Source organism: Streptomyces sp. R11, from assembly GCF_041051905.1.
GTDB lineage: Bacteria > Actinomycetota > Actinomycetes > Streptomycetales > Streptomycetaceae > Streptomyces.
Genome location: NZ_CP163432.1, coordinates 9,450,066 through 9,466,326 on the forward strand (window position 1 = coordinate 9,450,066; position 16,261 = coordinate 9,466,326).

A 16,261-nucleotide genomic window follows, 5' to 3' on the forward strand; every position below is an offset into this window, starting at 1 on the left:
CCTGACTACGCTTTGACATTGCCTGGTTACGCAGGGGATCTGATGGGATGGATGTCGCGGGCGCACGTCGCAGCCCAAGAACCATTTCTTCCTGGCTTCCCGTATTTCATTGAGTAGGCCCGTTTCGTGCAGGGCAAGCCTCTGCGGGGAGGCGGCGGCGTGCAGGCGGACTGCTACCCCTCGGGTGTGATGGGCAGGATGCCGTGTGGCTTGGTGTCCCTCTGGGACGACCAGCGTCTGTTTGTTTCCGGCGCCTGGAATACAAGCCACCCTGCCATGGCCGGCCTGGTACTGCCGTGATCATCGACGGCAGTCCTCAGGGTTTGCGGACGTCGTTACCCAGGAGCACTAGACACAAAGGCCATGGACAAGATCGTGCGTGGGCGCTTGACCGAGGCCTGAGGGAGTGAGTGTGCTGATCCGACTTGTATGGGCCCACCTGGGCCCATACAGACGACCGACTTCCTGGCTCGTCCTGCTGCAACTGGCGCAGACCCTCGCGACGCTTTGTCTGCCCGTCCTCAACGCCGCCATCATCGACCACGGTGTTCTGCGTGGGGACACGAACTATGTCCTGCGATACGGCGGGCTGATGATCACCGTTGCCGTGTTGCAGTCCGCGGGCAACGTCGGCGCTCTGCACTTCGGCGCACGCACCGCCGCTGCGGTCGGCCGGGATGTGCGGGCCCGGGTCTTCGAGCGAGTACAGAGCCTCTCGGTGCACGAGGTGGGCAAGTTCGGTGCGCCATCTCTCCTCACCCGCACCACCAATGACGTCCACCAGGTGCAGATGCTCGTGTTGATGGCGTTCGCCTTCATGGTGTCGGCGCCGATCATGTGTGTGGGTGGGCTTGTCATGGCACTCTGCCTTGACGTGCCGCTGTCGATGGTGCTGCTTGCTGCTATTCCCGTACTGGTGGTAGCAGTGAGTTTGATCGCGCGTCGCGTGCGGCCACTGTTTCGCACGCTGCAGGAGCGGCTGGACACAGTGAACCGAGTGCTGCGGGAGCAGATCACCGGCAACCGCGTCATCCGCGCCTTCGTCCGCGACTGCTACGAGCAGAAGCGTTTCGGGACCGTCAACACTGAACTCGCCGAGGTGTCGCTGGCCACTGGTCGGCTGATGGCGCTCATGATCCCGATCGTGATGACGGTGGTGAACCTCTCCAGCATCGCTGTGGTGTGGTTCGGCGCGCACCGGATCGACAGCGGCGGGATGAAGATCGGTGCGCTCATGGCTTTTCTCGCCTACCTGATACAGATCGTGATGGCCGTCATGGTGACCACCTTCATGTGCATGATGGTGCCGCGCGCTGAAGTATGCGCCGAGCGGATTCAGGAGGTGCTGGGCACGGAGCCCAGTGTCGTGCCGCCATCCGTGCCGGTGGCCGCGCTTGCTGGCCACGGCCGCCTGGAGATCCGCGATGTCGAGTTCCGCTACCCGGGCGCGGAGGCGTCCGTGCTGCACGGCGTCCACCTCACAGCCCGGCCCGGCCAGACGCTTGCCGTCATCGGCTCCACAGGAAGCGGTAAGTCGACGCTGCTGAGCCTCGTGCCGCGGCTGTTCGACGCGACTGAGGGGGTGGTGCTCGTTGACGGGGTGGACGTACGGACGCTGGATCCGGGACTGCTGGCGAGGAACGTGGGGCTTGTACCGCAACGGCCCTATCTCTTCTCCGGCACAGTCGCGACCAACCTGCGCTATGGCCGGCCCGATGCAACCGACGAGGAACTGTGGCACGCCTTGCATGCCGCCCAGGCCAGGGACTTCGTAGCCAAGCTCGAAGGCGGAGTCGACGCTCCCATATCCCAGGGCGGAACCAATATCTCTGGAGGGCAACGTCAACGTCTGGCCATCGCACAAGTCCTCGTGCAGCGCCCGGCGATCTACCTCTTCGACGATTCGTTCTCCGCACTGGACTCCGCGACAGACGCGGCGCTACGTGCTTCGCTCGCCCGCGAGACGGTCGGGGCGACCGTCGTCATCGTTGCCCAGCGGGTGTCCACCATCCGCGATGCCGACCGGATCGTAGTGCTGGACGGGGGCAGGGTCGTTGGTAACGGCGCCCACCACGAGCTGATGGCGGACAACGGGATTTACCGAGAGATTGTGCTCTCGCAGTTGATGGGGGCTGAGGCGTGCCCGGACCGATGACGCGCTTGATGGGCGGTGTGCCCGACCATCGCTCGACAAATTTCAAGGCCTCCGGCGTGAGGCTGCTGGCGCAATTGCAGCCGGAGCGGATGGCCCTTTCTGGGATGCTGACGGCCGGCGCGTGCGGCGTGGGTCTCTCGGTGGCTGGACCGATGATTCTCGGTATGGCGACCGACCTGGTCTTCGCGGGCATCGCCGGTCAGCCGATGTCGGACGACGACAAGGAGCAGGCCGTCGAGGGCCTGCAGGGCAGGGACGACGGCCGGGGCGCGGACCTGCTCCCCGGCAGGGACTTCACTCCGGGGCACAGTCTCGACTTCGATGCGCTGGGCGCTCTTCTGCTCGCCGCCCTTAGTGTCTTCCTGCTCGCCGGAGTATTGATGCTGGTGGCGAATCGTCTGTCCAACCTGGTCGTGAACCGGACCGTGTTCCGGATGCGTGAGCAGGTGCAAGCCAAACTGTCGCGGCTGCCGCTGTCGTACTTCGATCAGCAAAAGCGTGGCGAGGTGCTGAGCCGCACAACAGACGACATCGACATCGTCGGTCAGACGCTGCAGCAGACGATGGGGCAATTCATCGACTCGCTTCTGATGATCGTCGGTGTGCTGGCGATGATGTGCTGGATCTCGCCGCTGCTGGCGCTGGTCGCGCTGGTGACCGTGCCGTTGTCGGTGGTGGTGGCCGCCCGGGTCGGCAAGTGGGCACAGCCGCAGTTCGTGCAGCAGCGGCGCTCCACCGGCGTACTGAGCGCCCACGTGGAGGAGATGTACACAGGGCACGCACTGGTGAAGATCTTCGGCCGGCAGAGGGAAGCAGCCGACACCTTCCGGGTGCAGAACGAGACGCTGTACCAAGCGGATTTCAAGGCTCACTTCATCAGCGGCACAATGCAGCCGCTGATGCTGTTCGTGTCCAACCTCAACTACGTGCTGGTGGCGGTGATCGGCGGGCTGCAGGTGGCCTCGGGTGTTCTGTCGATCGGCAACGTGCAGGCGTTCATCCAGTACTCGCGGCAGTTCTCTACGCCGCTCATGAGAGTCGCTTCCTTGGCCAATCTGGTGCAGTCCGGCGTCGCCTCCGCCGAGCGGATTTTCGAGCTGCTGGACGCCGAGGAACAGTCGCCTGAGCCTAAATTGCCACTCAGGCCGCACCAGCATCGCGGTCTAGTCGCGCTGGAGAATGTGCATTTTCGCTACGAGCCGGACAAGCCGCTGATTGAGGACCTTTCGCTCACCGTCGAGCCAGGCCAGACCGTCGCTATCGTCGGACCGACCGGCGCGGGCAAGACGACGCTGGTCAACCTGCTGATGCGGTTCTACGACGTGAGCCGCGGCCGGATCACCCTGGACGGTACGGACACAGCGTGCATGTCACGGGAGGAACTGCGGGCCAGCATCGGCATGGTGCTTCAGGACACCTGGTTGTTCGAGGGCACGATCGCGGACAACATTGCATACGGTTCCTCCCGCGAGGTATCCCGCGAGGAGATTGAGGAGGCAGCGCGTGTCGCCTACGCAGACCGCTTCATCCGCACCCTGCCCGAGGGTTACGACACCGTTATCGGCCACGAGGGCGCGGGGATAAGCGCGGGCGAGAAGCAACTGATCACCATTGCGAGGGCCTTCCTGTCCAACCCGACGATTCTGGTACTGGACGAGGCGACCAGCTCGGTCGACACCCGCACCGAGGTGCTGATCCAGCGCGCCATGGAGCAGCTGAGTCACGGCAGGACCAGCTTCGTGATCGCACACCGGCTGTCCACGATCCGCGACGCTGATGTGATCTTGGTAATGGAGGAGGGAGCGATCGTGGAACAGGGCACGCACCACAAGCTGCTCTCCGCCGGCGGAGCCTATGCGCGGCTATACGCCGCCCAGTTCGCCCGAGCCACGGATGCAATCAATTAGCCGCATCGCATCACAGTACGTCGACATTGAATTTCGGTGTCTGGTTCGCCTGGTGGGTGCTGAGACGGGTGCGTCGATGACGTGACTATTGAGGATGAGGCCGTACGACAGCTGCGGTCGATGGTGGGCGTACCCGTGCAACCCCCCCGGGGCGGACGGCCTGACGTTCCGCGCACGAGTTGTAAGACTGCAGCCAAACCCATGTCCTCATCGATGTGGCGAAGGGCTTCGGATGTGGAGGTTGACTACTGTGCGCACGACTGTCGTCAGCGGGCCGATTTGCTAGTGACCCAGGTTGGTCTTGGTGCATGCCGCGTGATCGCTCGAGCAGGCCGCAGTGGGCGGCCCTTCAATGGTCAGGTCGAGGCGCAAGCAGGCATGAGGCCCGTCGTCCGCTGCTGCACAGGAGGCGTGTCTGTGGCCGATGCGGTTCCTTGCCCGATTGCACGTATTGCTCGCCCCCGGCGGGTCAGGGTCGGAAAGAAGCTCGAGCAAGGTTCATACTCCGACGTGCTGTCGGAGGGCGGGCGAGACTATCGGGTGCTCAGCCTCGTCGAGGCTGATCCTGTCCTCCCCTAGCACGTGCCGCCCGGGGGAGAACCGGGTGAAGAAGGCCCTTTCCCCCAGCATGTTTGAGGCGAAGAGGATTCCTGCGACAAGCCCTCGACTCGCGTCATGACAGCTGAGATTGAGAGGGCTGTGCCGCGTCGGCGCAGACCGCGTGCGCGCTCCAACCGTGGACAGCCGTTGTCCACGGGTGTGTCACGACATTTCACTGGCGAATCCGAGCAGTGATGCGGGCAGGTGCTACGGCCCGGCGTGGCAGAAGGATGCACTGTGTCCGTGTGGCCTGTGAAAAGACAGCTGTGAGGTGCCGTCAGGTCAGTCAGGACGATCAGGTTTCGGTAGCGGCAAGTCAGCGCTTGTCACCCGCGCGCGGCAGGGTGGCGACGGCGCGCTCTGACCGTACAGCCGTGTCCATGCAGAGGCGGCAGGTCGGCGGGTGACTACGGAAAATCCTTGCGCGCAGTGTGATCCGCCAGGACAGACCGTACGTACAGCTGGGCAAGACAGAGACGCGTCGACCTTGGCGTCGGTAGGCGCGTACCGTCTGGGGTCGCCTCCTCACCCGTCCCCCCGTTGGGCAAGGAGGCGGCCCCTCCTTCGGGCCAGCGGACCTGCAGTGGCGGATGCGGGGCTATGTCCCCGGGCTGCTGGCGCCGCTGGGCCGGAAGAACGGCTGGCAACTGGAGCCGAGCAGGCAGGAAACCGAACGGTGCCCGCTAGTGACGTGAGTCGGAGATTCTCTGGCAGTAGGTGGCGACTTTGTCGAGGATCTCGTCGGCGGTTTTCGTCCAGACGAAGGGTCTGGGGTGTTCGTTCCAGTCGGTGAGCCAGGCTCGGATGTCACGCTCGAGGGCTTGGACGGAGCGGTGGACGCCGCGGCGGAGTTTCTTACTGGTCAGTTCGCCGAACCATCGCTCCACCAGGTTCAGCCACGATGATCCGGTGGGTGTGAAGTGCAGGTGGAAGCGGGGATGTGCCAGCAGCCACTTCTTGATGGCGGGTGTCTTGTGGGTGGCGTAGTTGTCCAGGATCAGATGGACGTCGAGGTCTGCGGGTACTTCCTTGTCGAGTTTGGTCAGGAACTTCTTGAACTCGGCGGCCCGGTGTCGGCGGTGCAGTGAACCGATCACCTTGCCCGTGGCCACTTCCAGGGCCGCGAACAGGGTGGTGGTGCCGGCCCGGACGTAGTCGTGGCTGCGGCGTTCGGGGACGCCGGGCATTATCGGCAGCACTGGTTGCGAACGGTCCAGGGCCTCGCAGCCCAGGCCCAGGACGCCACAACGGCAACAGCAGAAACGACACCACCAGCCTCATCATCCCCCTCACTTGGCAGAGATCCGCACCTGCTGGACACACTCCTGCCCCATACCTCACCAGGACCGACGAGTGCACGCAGAATCGCCGCCCGGAGACTGCCCTGAGACGCCCAGTCCGTCCTGCCGGATACGCAGACTCCTCCGTGACTTGGCACCGCCATCACTACCCTTGAGAACCACCGATAACCAATCCTGCAGACGCGGCCCCGACCGAGTGCAGCGCAACTGGCCCCTGGCCGACAGGAGCGCCTGGGGGCGGAGTGCGTCAGAAGCCCGGCTCAAAATCTGTCACGAAGGTCTTGGCAAGTGCGAGATTCTTTGCAGGCAGCGCGCACGAGCGTCGCGTCTTCGTGTCGAGGTGGACTCCGGTCACGACGGTGACGGCTGCGACGGCGCCGGTTACTGCGTTCTCCATCTGGTGGCAAAGGCGAATGACCTTTTCCCGTACTTCCAGGATTGCAGAACGGACCAGCACGACATCACCTGTGAGTAGCTCACTGCGATACGAGATCCGCTGGTCCACTGCAACCATGCCACGATGGTTGGAGCGCAGATAGTCAGGAGTGATGCCGATGTTTGCGAAGAGGTTCCACGTGGCCTCGTCGAACTTGCCGACATACCACATGACGTTCATGTGGCCGATGTGATCACAATGCCATGGGTAGACAGTTCCCCGGTATGTCACATACATCTCCTGCATTTACCCCTCCCTAATGCCCAGCGCACCGCAGTGGGATGACCAGGTAGCCGATCTCGCACCTCCGCATCAAGCAACGTTCACTCATCACAGCGTCGGCGCAGCTCATTCACGGATACTTGAAGTGATCAACGCCGGACGCAGGTGCGGAAGCGACACTAGATTGGATGCACACCGACCGGCGTCACGGTCAACGCGTCTCGCCATCTGTACGTAGAGGCTGTCCTGTCGGATCACGAGCAGGCCATCGCCACTCAAGTCCTGGGGCGGCCCCTGGGCAAGATCCGATGCTCACTCATCCACATCACAGGCTCGTTCAGGGGTTCTATGCCTGCATCTGGCCAGCAGTACTGACGAGACACAAGCTCAAGTGCTGCGAACTCCAGGAGGAGCGCAGATGCCGTCGGTTTTGATGCTGCGGTCGGAGTGATGCTCGATTACGCATAGTGACGGGGATGGATGCGGCAGTTGGACGGGACGAATGGTCGCGTCCCTGGCGGACCTAGCATCCCACGCACATAGGGACCACCTGCCGGCACGGTCTGGACGATGCCGAGCGCTTGAGTCGTGGTGAGAAGCGCTAAAAACTCCTTGCCACGGGGTTCGGCAGGGCGAGCGGAAGACTTCTCCACTACGCAGCGAAGGCCGTCTTCCGCTCGCCCAAGCACTTGTCCGCAGCTAGGCCGCACCGAATCCCCGGGGCGGCCTAGCGTCATTGGAGATCTGCGCTAGGAAACCGGGTTGATGTACCAGAACTGGTGATATCCGCCCCACCCGCCGAGCAGATCTTCCTGTACCAAGGCGGCGCCGTCGGCCTCGGAACCGCCCTTCACCGTCAGGGAATAGAGACTCAGCTTGTTCTGCACGGCGTACGCCTTCTTGAAGAAGGGGTCCCAGTCCGTCCGCAGCTCCCACACTTGGCTGAGAGTCCCGCTGCATTCCTGCTGGATGACCCGTGCTCCGATGGTGTGTCCTTGATTCGGGCCACTCTTGTCGACGTCCATGCACAGGCCCGTGTTCCGGTTGATGTAGTTCACCTGCCCTGCAGGCCTTCCGGAAGCCTGCACCACCGACCACTGCTGCGCCGGCGATCCGTTCGAGGTCGAGTACGTGACGCTGCCCCCGGCGCCTCCAGTTGCCGTCCACACCCGGTCTGACTTCTCGAACAGACCCTGCCCCTGGTAGTAAGCGGAGGAGCCCGCTGCGGGGGAGGGCAACAGCACAGCAGCGGCAAGCGCACAGGTCGCCGAAGCCACCAGCGTGCGAGGCGCGCGGAAGCGAATCATGATCGGTCCATATCCTGGAAGGTGAATGAATCCAGCCGACATCTCGAGGCCGCGTAGACGAGTGATCCGAGCTGCTCGATACGTGCCGGCTGCAGGCTCATACTTGTCTTCCATGTCTGCAGGTACATCGGGGAAATCCCTACAGAGATCACACGTCCGTAAGCCCAACGTAGGCATCGTGCCCGGCGCGTCGCGTGGCGTCTCGGCAGACCATCTGCTGGACGAACCGCTGGATCTGGCTGAGCTTCTACTCGGACTCGGAGGGCCGACGTGCTGACCGTTGACGACGTCGAGCAGGCAAGCCGTTCTTCAACACCTCGCCGCCTCGCCTAGTTTGACTAGGCCTCGCGGATGCGCACCAATGAGGGCATGGGCGTCGTCCGCATTGAGTAAATTGCAGAGCTGGCACTTGGCCGCCCCTCACGCCACGCGGCATCGCGAACGCCGCAACCACCCGCAGCCGGTCGGGGAGTGCGGTGAGCATGCCTGTCCTTGCCGGCATCGGGCAAGTTGTGCACACGGTACGGGGGGAAGTCATAGGGCGCGTCGGCCCTGTATGGCGCCGTTGTCGACTGCGTAGCGGACCGCGTCCAGCATCACGCGGTGGCTAGAGCCCCCGAGTGCCCGCCCCTGACACCAGCCGGGTACTGCCAGCAAGGGCCGGATAACCTGCCACTGAGCCCCCGAGGGGTCTGATCTGTAGCAGCGGACGTGATCCGGGCCGTCCGCCTCGTTGCCGAACCTGCGTGTGAGACAGTCACACGTCGGAGACGGCGCGTTGGAGTTCACCGAGGTAGCACGAAGGGCTGCGCCCCAGGGGCCTCTTGGCGCTGTCGGTTGGGATCGCACCCAGAGTTATTGGCAGGCGTTGCCGTCGTGCCCGCCCCGACAGCGAGAGATCACCCGAACCGGACTTGTGTTCGACCGATCGGAAAACCTCTCAGAAGCGAGTCCTCACGTTGGCATGGTGCTGGAGTGATTCGGGCTGACCCGGATTGAGGATGATCGAAGGCGCGGCTCAGCTGCCCCATCGATGTATGCGGCGGAGCCGTTCTCGATGATCGGGCTTCACGCCCGGCGCGTCACCGCGAACCGAGGGAAGCACCGCAGCGTACTGCTCGGCGTCGGCGGGGCAACGGGGCAAGCCCCAGACCCAGTTCGTTGCGGGGAATCGGCCGCCAAGAAGACGACCAGACTCCCGGCTCTCGTTCTCACTGCAACCCTCGCACGTCATTGGAGTTTCGTGGTGATCAGTTCATCCCGTCAACGCCGCAGAGTCGGCGTCGCGGTAGCTGCTACTGCCGCGTTTGTGGGCGCCTTGGCGGGCCCGCTTGCCGGCGGAGCACATGCCGACACCTTCTTTGGAACCTTTACCTTCGAGCCACGCACCTCAATTGGGTCATTGGCGACCAAGGCCGTATTCCCTGCCCCTGGGCCGGCCAGCGTGTCAGTTGACGTCGGTTCCGGTTTCGGAGGCCAGTGGAACACGTTCAACAAGCTCGACAACGGTTTTGGCGGCTTCATGCTCAAGAACCGGAAGGCTGGGTTGTGTTTGGACACCGCCAATGGCGGCCTCAGTACCGCCGTGGCTGTCCGAGCATGCGACGGCACCATCAGCCAGAACTGGGCGATCGATCCTGTCCCTGGAACAAGCCTCAAGTACTTCACCATCCGGAACGGCCTTTCGGGTAAGGCCCTGACGACCCTGACGGGTTCCTCAACGCCCAACCTTCAGTCCTTCTCTGCAGGGAACACAAAGCAGCACTGGTCGCGGACAGTCATATTCAAGCCCTGAGCCCACCACGTCGATGCCGCCACGGCGACGCCTCACCGACAGCAGCCCCGCTGGGACCATCCCAGCGGGGCTGCCTCGCGTCCGTGGATGGGTGTTCGACCAGGAAGACCTCGCTCCACCAGGAGCTTCACGTGCCTCAACCGGTCTGGGATCGAGGTGCCCTGCTTCCGCCCGAGCTGCTGCCCCGGGAGGTGGCAGCCAAGCGACGGCGGACAGGGCGCGCTGAAACGGCGTAATAGGCCGAGCTCTTTCTCGGCTGCCGGGCCGCCCTCTACCGCGTGCTGGCCCGTGCCTGGGAAGCAAGCGACGTGCAGCCGCACAGGGTGCTGCCGAGCAGTCTTGTGGCGTGGGGAGAGGTGGGGGAGTAACGCATCTGCCGCGGGACGCCAAGAGGGGGAAAGGGCGACGGACAGACGTAGGGAGTTGATGTGAGACATCCGCCGGACAGTTACCAGGTAGCGCGCATCGCTGAGGACCCGCAGGCGCTCGAGGCGTTCTACCGGGAGCACGTGCAGGCGGTGCTGCGGTATGCCACTCGGCGCAGCAGTGATCCCCACGCCGCGGCCGATCTGGTGGCCGAGGTGTTCCTGGCGGCGATCTCTGCGGCCCACGGCTACCGGGAGGAGCTGGGCAGCCCCATCGCTTGGCTGCACGGCATCGCCCGCAATGTCGCGGCGGCTGAGAACCGGCGTGCCGCCCGCGCGTGGGCCGCCGAAGGCCGGATCGCCGGCCGCCGCCTGTTGGACGGCGACGACATCGCCCGCCTGGAAGAACGCATCGACGCCGAGCGCCAGGCTCGCGCACTGCTGGCACGAATGGCCACGCTGCCAGCAAGCCAGCGAACCGTGCTCGAACTGGTCGCGGTGGATGGCCTGACGGTCGCCGAGGCTGCCACGGCGCTCGGTATCAACACCGTGGCCGCCCGGGTGCGGCTGCACCGTGCCCGCCGCGCACTGAAGGACGTGCCGGAGACGGCAGTCCCGGACTCTGCCCCGCCCTTCTCGTCCCTGATGGAGGCCTGATGAACCCTGAACGCTTCGAGGAGCGGTTGATGCACGAACTGAAGAACCACGTCCAGCGCGCCCAGCAGGAAGGCGCCGAAGAGACGGCCGCTCCCCGGCCGGCAAGGAGCCGCCGGGTGCGCTGGGTCCCGGTCACCGTCGGCGCCGGGCTGACCGCTGCAGCGGCGATCACCGCACTTATCCTAGGCCAGGCCCCGAATGCCGGAGGCGGCCAGGCGGTGTCCTCGGGGACGGGTCAGTCTCTGGGCCGGATCACCAACGTCGCCTACACCCTGGAACAGCAGAACACCGGCAAGGTCAAGCTGACCATCGAGGATCCGTCCGGCAAGCCCGACGTTGAGGCCATGCGCCGGGACCTGGCCCACATGGGCGTACGGGCGAAGGTACTGCTCGGCGATCCTGAATGCCTCTCCTCCCCCCCGCCTGCCGGTGCTGGCGACGGCAGCCCGGAGACCCCCGCCCCGCAGTCATCTGCTCCGACGCCGTCCGCGTCGGTGCCCGCGGAGAATTCTGACGGCTTGGGGCCATTCCACATCACTCGGGAGAACGGCAAGCTGGATCCGGCCATCGTGCCGACGGGGAACACACTGATCATCGGCTTCCCCGCCGCTCACACCGAGCACCCGCTGGGAGTCATGATGATCGCGGATTCCCCTGGTGACGGTCCCAACTGCATTGCAGCCGCACCAGCGGACGCCATCCAGCCCGCCCTGCAGCAGTAGACTCGCACCCCCGCTGGGCGGGGTGCCCTCTCACAGTGCACCCAGCGGCCCGTTTCCGACCACTGCGCACTCCTCACCGAGGCGCACCCACGCTCCACTCGGGTCGCATAGCCCGGAAATCAAGGGGTCCGAAGTCATGGGAGCTGACTTCGGACCCCTGCGACTGAACATGCCAGGCACGATGTCCATACCATCCCACGCGTCGAGCGACGGACTGCCCACGTCTGACCACCTCACCGCCCTGGTACGGTCCGCACTCCAACAGGCCGAGGAGCACACCGTCGACGAAGTCGCCCCCTGCCATGAGCAGGCGGACGGCTGCACGCGGCGACTGAGGAGCCTGCACGAGGTGCTCTTCCTTGAGCTCGGCGCCGCATCACAGTGGTCTGACTGCCACCTGATGCAGACGTGGGCTTGATCCGCTTTGACGGACATCTGAGATCAGGGGCTTCAGCCCCGGAAGGATGATGTCCATCATGGAGAGCGTGGGGAAGAAGAAGCCGCGTCCTCGCCGCTCGTTCACGCCGGAGTTCAAGGCCGAGATCGTCGAGCTGTGCCGGCGCGGTGACCGCTCGGTCGGTCAGGTCGCCAAGGACTTCGACCTGACCGAGACAGCGGTGCGGGACTGGGTCCGCCAGGCCGAGGTCGACGCGGGCGAACGCGGCGGCCTGACCAGCAGCGAGCACGAGGAACTGGCCGTGCTGCGTCGCGAGAACCGCAGGCTGCGGGAGGACGTGGAGGTCCTCAAGCATGCGACGGCTTTCTTCGCGACGGAGACCCGGTGAACGTGGACCCGTTCATCGAGGCGGAGAAAAGCGCAGGCCACAGCGTCAAACGGGCGTGTGAACTGCTTGAGGTCTCCCGGACCGCCTATTACGCCCGCCGCAACGGCAATCCCGGTCCGCGCGAGGTGCGGGACGCCGAGCTGACCGAGAAGATCACCACCGTTCACCAGCGGTCCCGCGGCGCCTATGGTGCCCCACGCGTCCATGCAGTCCTTAAATGCGAGGGCGAGGGGTGCGGACGCCGCCGGGTCGCACGGCTGATGCGGCAGGCCGGACTCACCGGCCGAACCCGCAGGCGCCGACATCGCACAACCATCCCGGACCCGCATGCATTCACCCGTCCTGACCTTGTGCTTCGTGACTTCCAACCCGACCCGGCAGCGATCGACACGCGCTGGTGCGGTGACATCACCTACGTCGCCACCGAGGAGGGCTGGCTCTACCTGGCCACCGTCATCGACATCGCGTCCCGACGCGTCGTGGGCTGGGCCACCGCCGACCACCTGCGGACCGAACTCGTCGCCGACGCCCTCAAGGCAGCTCGCGAAACCCGCCGCCCGTCCGGGGCCGGTGATCTTCCATTCCGATCGCGGGTGCCAATACACCAGCCATGAACTCGCCATTCTGGCAGCGCAGTTCAATATTCGCCTGTCCGTCGGCCGCACTGGCCAGTGCTGGGACAATGCCCTCGCAGAATCGTTCTTCTCCACCTTGAAAAACGAGCTGGGCGACACCCAGCCGTGGCCCAGCCGGGCTGCCGCACACACCGCGATCTTCGAGTGGATCGAGGGCTCGTACAACTTGCACCGGCTCCACAGCAGCCTCGGCTATCGCAGTCCAGCCGAATACGAGACTGCCTTGGCGGTCTGACCAACACACGGAGGGTGTCGGCCCAAACGGAACAAGCTCAGACGGTTATGACATCGCTCCCGCTCGCGGTGCCACGGACCAACGCCAACTGCGTTGACGTCACCCGGCTGCCACTCCTGCGCGATGCGATCCGGCCCGTCCGTAGCCTGCCGGCGTTCCCCGCCCACGCCAGACTTCGTGCTGGTGAGAGGTCGTTTTAATCGTGAGTATTGGGCTTTAAGTCAGTTCGTTCTGCCTCTCGATGTGGTGCTGGTGGGTCTGTGATGGCGGTTCTGCTTGGTGAGGCTTGCGGTGCGACGGATGGGGCGGAGGATTGCTTGCGCCTGTCTCATTCAAGGACGCCCGGGTCTGTTCCGTGCTTCGACGCCGCAGGGTGCACGCCTGGGCGCACGCCCTTGGGCGGCGGTATGTCCAGGTCATGGCCGACCGTCGTGCGTATCCGAGTGATCTGTCCGATGCACGCTGGGAGTTGATTGAGCCGGTGCTGTCAGCCTGGCGCTTCGAGCGTCGTGGCCGGGCCCTGGACTTCGGTCGACCACCGGAGCATGACCTGCGCGAGATCATGAACGCGATCCTTTACGTGGACCGCACCGGGGTGCAGTGGCGCTACCTGCCGCACGACTTCCCGCACTGGAACACGGTCTACGGATACTTCGCCAAGTGGCAGCAGGAAGGCGTGTTCACCCAGCTCAACGGCCTGCTCAGGCGGCTCTTACGACAGAAGGAAGGCCGCGGCGCCGAACCATCTGCCGGCGTGATTGACGCGCAGAGCGTCAAGACTTCCACCAGTGTCCCCGCCTCAAGTCAGGGCATCGATGCGGGCAAGAAGATTGTCGGCAGGAAGCGGAGCATCATCACCGACACCCTCGGCCTTGTGCTGGCGGTGCTGGTCACCGCGGCCGGCGTCCAGGACTCCACCGCTGGCCGAGCCCTTCTGGAACAGGCCGCCACCGCCCACCCCACCCTGCGCAAGGTCTGGGTCGACGGCGGCTACCGCAAACACTTCGTCGAGCACGCCGCCGCCCTCGGCATCGACCTCGAAATCGTCCAACGCGCCCCCGGCGCCAGGGGATTCACTCCGATCCCAAAACGGTGGACGGTCGAGCGGACCTACGGCTGGCTCATGCTCCACCGGTGCTTGGCCCGCGACTACGAAACCTTGCCCACACGCTCCGAAGCCATGATCCACCTCGCGATGACCGACCTGATGGCCCGCCGCCTCACCGGCGAGACCACCGTCTCCTGGCGCGACCCGACAACACCGGATCCAGTTCGCATCCCGGGATGAAACAACGGGAGAAAACGACCTCTGACCGGAGCGGAGATACGCATCGTGGTCTCCACCAACCTCGAGGCCGGTCAGACCCCCTGCGGTCGGCAGCCCATGTGGCCCAGACCGCAGAGTTCGCCCGGCTTTTTGGGAGTCCACGCGGATCATGCCGTGGCTCACTGCCGACCTGACGGCGGCCGCAGCTGTCAACGTGGTTTCGCACTCCCATGACGAAGTGAGGGAGCCCGGCTAGTGCTGTGACCGCATAGGTTCGCCGGGGTTGCTCAGGCCGCGGTGGCGAGGGGCCGGCCGCCCCAGCGGATGCCTTTCTCGCTGCGGATGCGGGCGCGTTCCTTGCGTTCGGCGGCCAGGACGTCGCGATGGCGGGCGTTGGCGTTGCGCCAGCGCAGGTAGGCGTGCAGGGCACGGGTCTGCACGGTGTGATTGGGATAGTTCGAGTTGGCGATGGTGAACTGCCTCAGCGGTCCGAAATGGGCCTCGATCGGGTTCGCCCACGAGGCGTAGGTCGGCGTGAAACACAGTTCGACCTTGTGTTTCTTCGCCCAGCGGCGGATGTCGGCGCCCTTGTGGGCGGACAGGTTGTCCATGATCACGTAGATCGGGGCGCCGTCGGGCCGGGCGGCGCGGATCGACTTCAGCGCGGCCAGCGTGTTCGCGGCACCTTTCTTGCGGCGGTTGACGCCCCACAGACGGTCGTCGCCGATGGAGTAGCAGCCGTGGAAGTACCGGACTCCATGGGTGCGGTGGTAGGTCGCCGGCAGCCGGTCGGGATGTCCTTGTTCGGCCCAGCCCGAGCCCGCAGTGGGCCGGATCCCGAGCGGGCCGAACTCGTCGAAGGCAAAGACCCGGTCCGGGAAGCGGTCGAGGACCTCCTCGATCCGGTCCAGCTTCGCCTCGCGGTCCGGATCAGGGGACTCCTTCCAGGTCTTGGTGCGCTGGAAGGTGATACCGCGGCGGGCGAGCAGACCGCGTAACGCCTCGCGGCCGATGCGGATCACCCGCCCGTGCACTCTGCGCAGGTAGGCGACCAGCTTGCGCAGCGACCAGCGCGTGAACGGCTGACCGAGCTTGACCGGGCGGGTGGTGGCCGTCGCGATGACGAAGTCCTCGTCGTCATCGCTGAGTTGGCGGGGACGGCCTCCCGCCTACTGAGGGTCCAGGCAGGCCAGGCCGATCTCGTTGAACCGGTGGATCACGTCTCGGACGGTGTCCTCGTCGGCCTGGACCAGCTGCGCGATCACCGGCACCCGGTTCCCGCCGGCCGAGGCCAGCAGCATCATCGCCCGCCGGTAACGCACCGTGCTGGTGCTGCCCCGGCGCACGATCTGCTGCAGCTTCTGCCCCTCCTGATCGGTCAGTCTGCGCACACGGACCGGCTCAGCCACCGCACCTCCAGCGATCGGATCGGACGTCACCCCACATCCAACCGCCACGACCACCGACCCGGCGAACCTATGCGGTCAGAGCACTAGTCACGTGGCCTTACTGTCCTCCATCCGCCTGTTGGCATGGCGCCAAACAGGACCGGCTACCCGCGGCACGACTGTCTGCCGGCCCGAGACTGTCGCCTTACCTCCGTGGCTGCCAGCCCGGCCACACGTGATCGGGGCAGGCCATGCCAACGCGGCTGGCGGTCGTCGGGCCAGCTGTGCAAGGTGCAGCCTTGCGCGTGCCTGAGTGCGCGCCGGTGGCGTCGCCGTCATCCTGTGCCCCGCTTCGTCACTGGCCTCGATCGGGACTCTCGCGATAGTCGTTTGGTATCGGTCCTGTGCGATCGCGCACGTTGTCGGTGAGGTTTATGAGGGAAACGTTGAGGGTTTTCCTTCGTGCGGCTCGGGGCGGGGGGCG

The 16,261-nt window shown here is 65.1% G+C and carries 11 protein-coding genes and 3 pseudogenes; 10 read left to right on the forward strand and 4 right to left on the reverse strand.

The annotated features are described in order from the left end of the window. Positions 1-412 precede the first annotated feature (412 nt). Positions 413-2,155, forward strand: coding sequence for an ABC transporter ATP-binding protein (locus AB5J55_RS43605; RefSeq protein WP_369275902.1), 1,743 nt, complete (start codon positions 413-415; stop codon positions 2,153-2,155). Continuing rightward, entirely contained in the window at positions 2,140-4,062 is a 1,923-nt protein-coding gene (locus tag AB5J55_RS43610) for an ABC transporter ATP-binding protein (protein WP_369275903.1), read from the forward strand. Before AB5J55_RS43605 ends, AB5J55_RS43610 begins: the two co-directional genes overlap by 16 nt. 1,283 nt (positions 4,063-5,345) lie before the next feature. On the opposite strand, the pseudogene AB5J55_RS43615 reads toward AB5J55_RS43610, so the two are convergent. The 3 genes and pseudogenes from AB5J55_RS43615 to AB5J55_RS43625 all read right to left on the reverse strand — a co-directional run. Next, positions 5,346-5,885 (reverse strand): annotated as a pseudogene (locus AB5J55_RS43615) (IS630 family transposase); the annotation flags it as partial. Between the two features lie 325 nt (positions 5,886-6,210). Beyond that, positions 6,211-6,645, reverse strand: coding sequence for an acyl-CoA thioesterase (locus tag AB5J55_RS43620; RefSeq protein WP_369275904.1), 435 nt, complete (start codon positions 6,643-6,645; stop codon positions 6,211-6,213). A 725-nt stretch (positions 6,646-7,370) separates the two neighbouring features. Beyond that, the gene (locus AB5J55_RS43625; protein ID WP_369275905.1) at positions 7,371-7,928 is read right to left on the reverse strand and encodes an RICIN domain-containing protein; all 558 of its coding nucleotides are present in this window, start codon (positions 7,926-7,928) and stop codon (positions 7,371-7,373) included. A gap of 1,246 nt (positions 7,929-9,174) precedes the next feature. Here AB5J55_RS43625 and AB5J55_RS43630 point away from each other — a divergent pair. The 8 genes and pseudogenes from AB5J55_RS43630 (at position 9,175) to AB5J55_RS43665 (ending at position 14,410) form a co-directional block, all read left to right on the forward strand. After that, complete coding sequence (locus tag AB5J55_RS43630) at positions 9,175-9,723, forward strand: RICIN domain-containing protein (protein ID WP_369275906.1); 549 nt, start codon at positions 9,175-9,177, stop codon at positions 9,721-9,723. Between the two features lie 428 nt (positions 9,724-10,151). Continuing rightward, a complete protein-coding gene (locus AB5J55_RS43635) occupies positions 10,152-10,745 on the forward strand; it encodes an RNA polymerase sigma factor (RefSeq protein WP_369275907.1) in 594 nt (197 codons plus the stop codon). Further along, positions 10,745-11,467: a hypothetical protein gene (locus AB5J55_RS43640; RefSeq protein ID WP_369275908.1), complete on the forward strand. Its 723-nt coding sequence runs from the start codon at positions 10,745-10,747 to the stop codon at positions 11,465-11,467. Before AB5J55_RS43635 ends, AB5J55_RS43640 begins: the two co-directional genes overlap by 1 nt. Before the next feature lie 181 nt (positions 11,468-11,648). Further along, entirely contained in the window at positions 11,649-11,885 is a 237-nt protein-coding gene (locus AB5J55_RS43645) for a hypothetical protein (protein ID WP_369275909.1), read from the forward strand. A gap of 58 nt (positions 11,886-11,943) precedes the next feature. Continuing rightward, a pseudogene (locus AB5J55_RS43650) lies at positions 11,944-12,231 on the forward strand (transposase); the annotation flags it as partial. Between the two features lie 17 nt (positions 12,232-12,248). After that, on the forward strand, positions 12,249-12,866 hold the full coding sequence (locus AB5J55_RS43655; RefSeq protein WP_369275910.1) for an IS3 family transposase: 618 nt from the start codon (positions 12,249-12,251) through the stop codon (positions 12,864-12,866). Beyond that, positions 12,823-13,122, forward strand: a complete 300-nt coding sequence (locus AB5J55_RS43660; protein WP_369275911.1) for a transposase — start codon at positions 12,823-12,825, stop codon at positions 13,120-13,122. The genes AB5J55_RS43655 and AB5J55_RS43660 overlap by 44 nt, the downstream gene beginning before the upstream one ends. A gap of 418 nt (positions 13,123-13,540) precedes the next feature. Then, complete coding sequence (locus AB5J55_RS43665; RefSeq protein WP_369275912.1) at positions 13,541-14,410, forward strand: IS5 family transposase; 870 nt, start codon at positions 13,541-13,543, stop codon at positions 14,408-14,410. A 266-nt stretch (positions 14,411-14,676) separates the two neighbouring features. On the opposite strand, the pseudogene AB5J55_RS43670 reads toward AB5J55_RS43665, so the two are convergent. Next, positions 14,677-15,798 (reverse strand): annotated as a pseudogene (locus tag AB5J55_RS43670) (IS630 family transposase). Positions 15,799-16,261 lie beyond the last annotated feature (463 nt).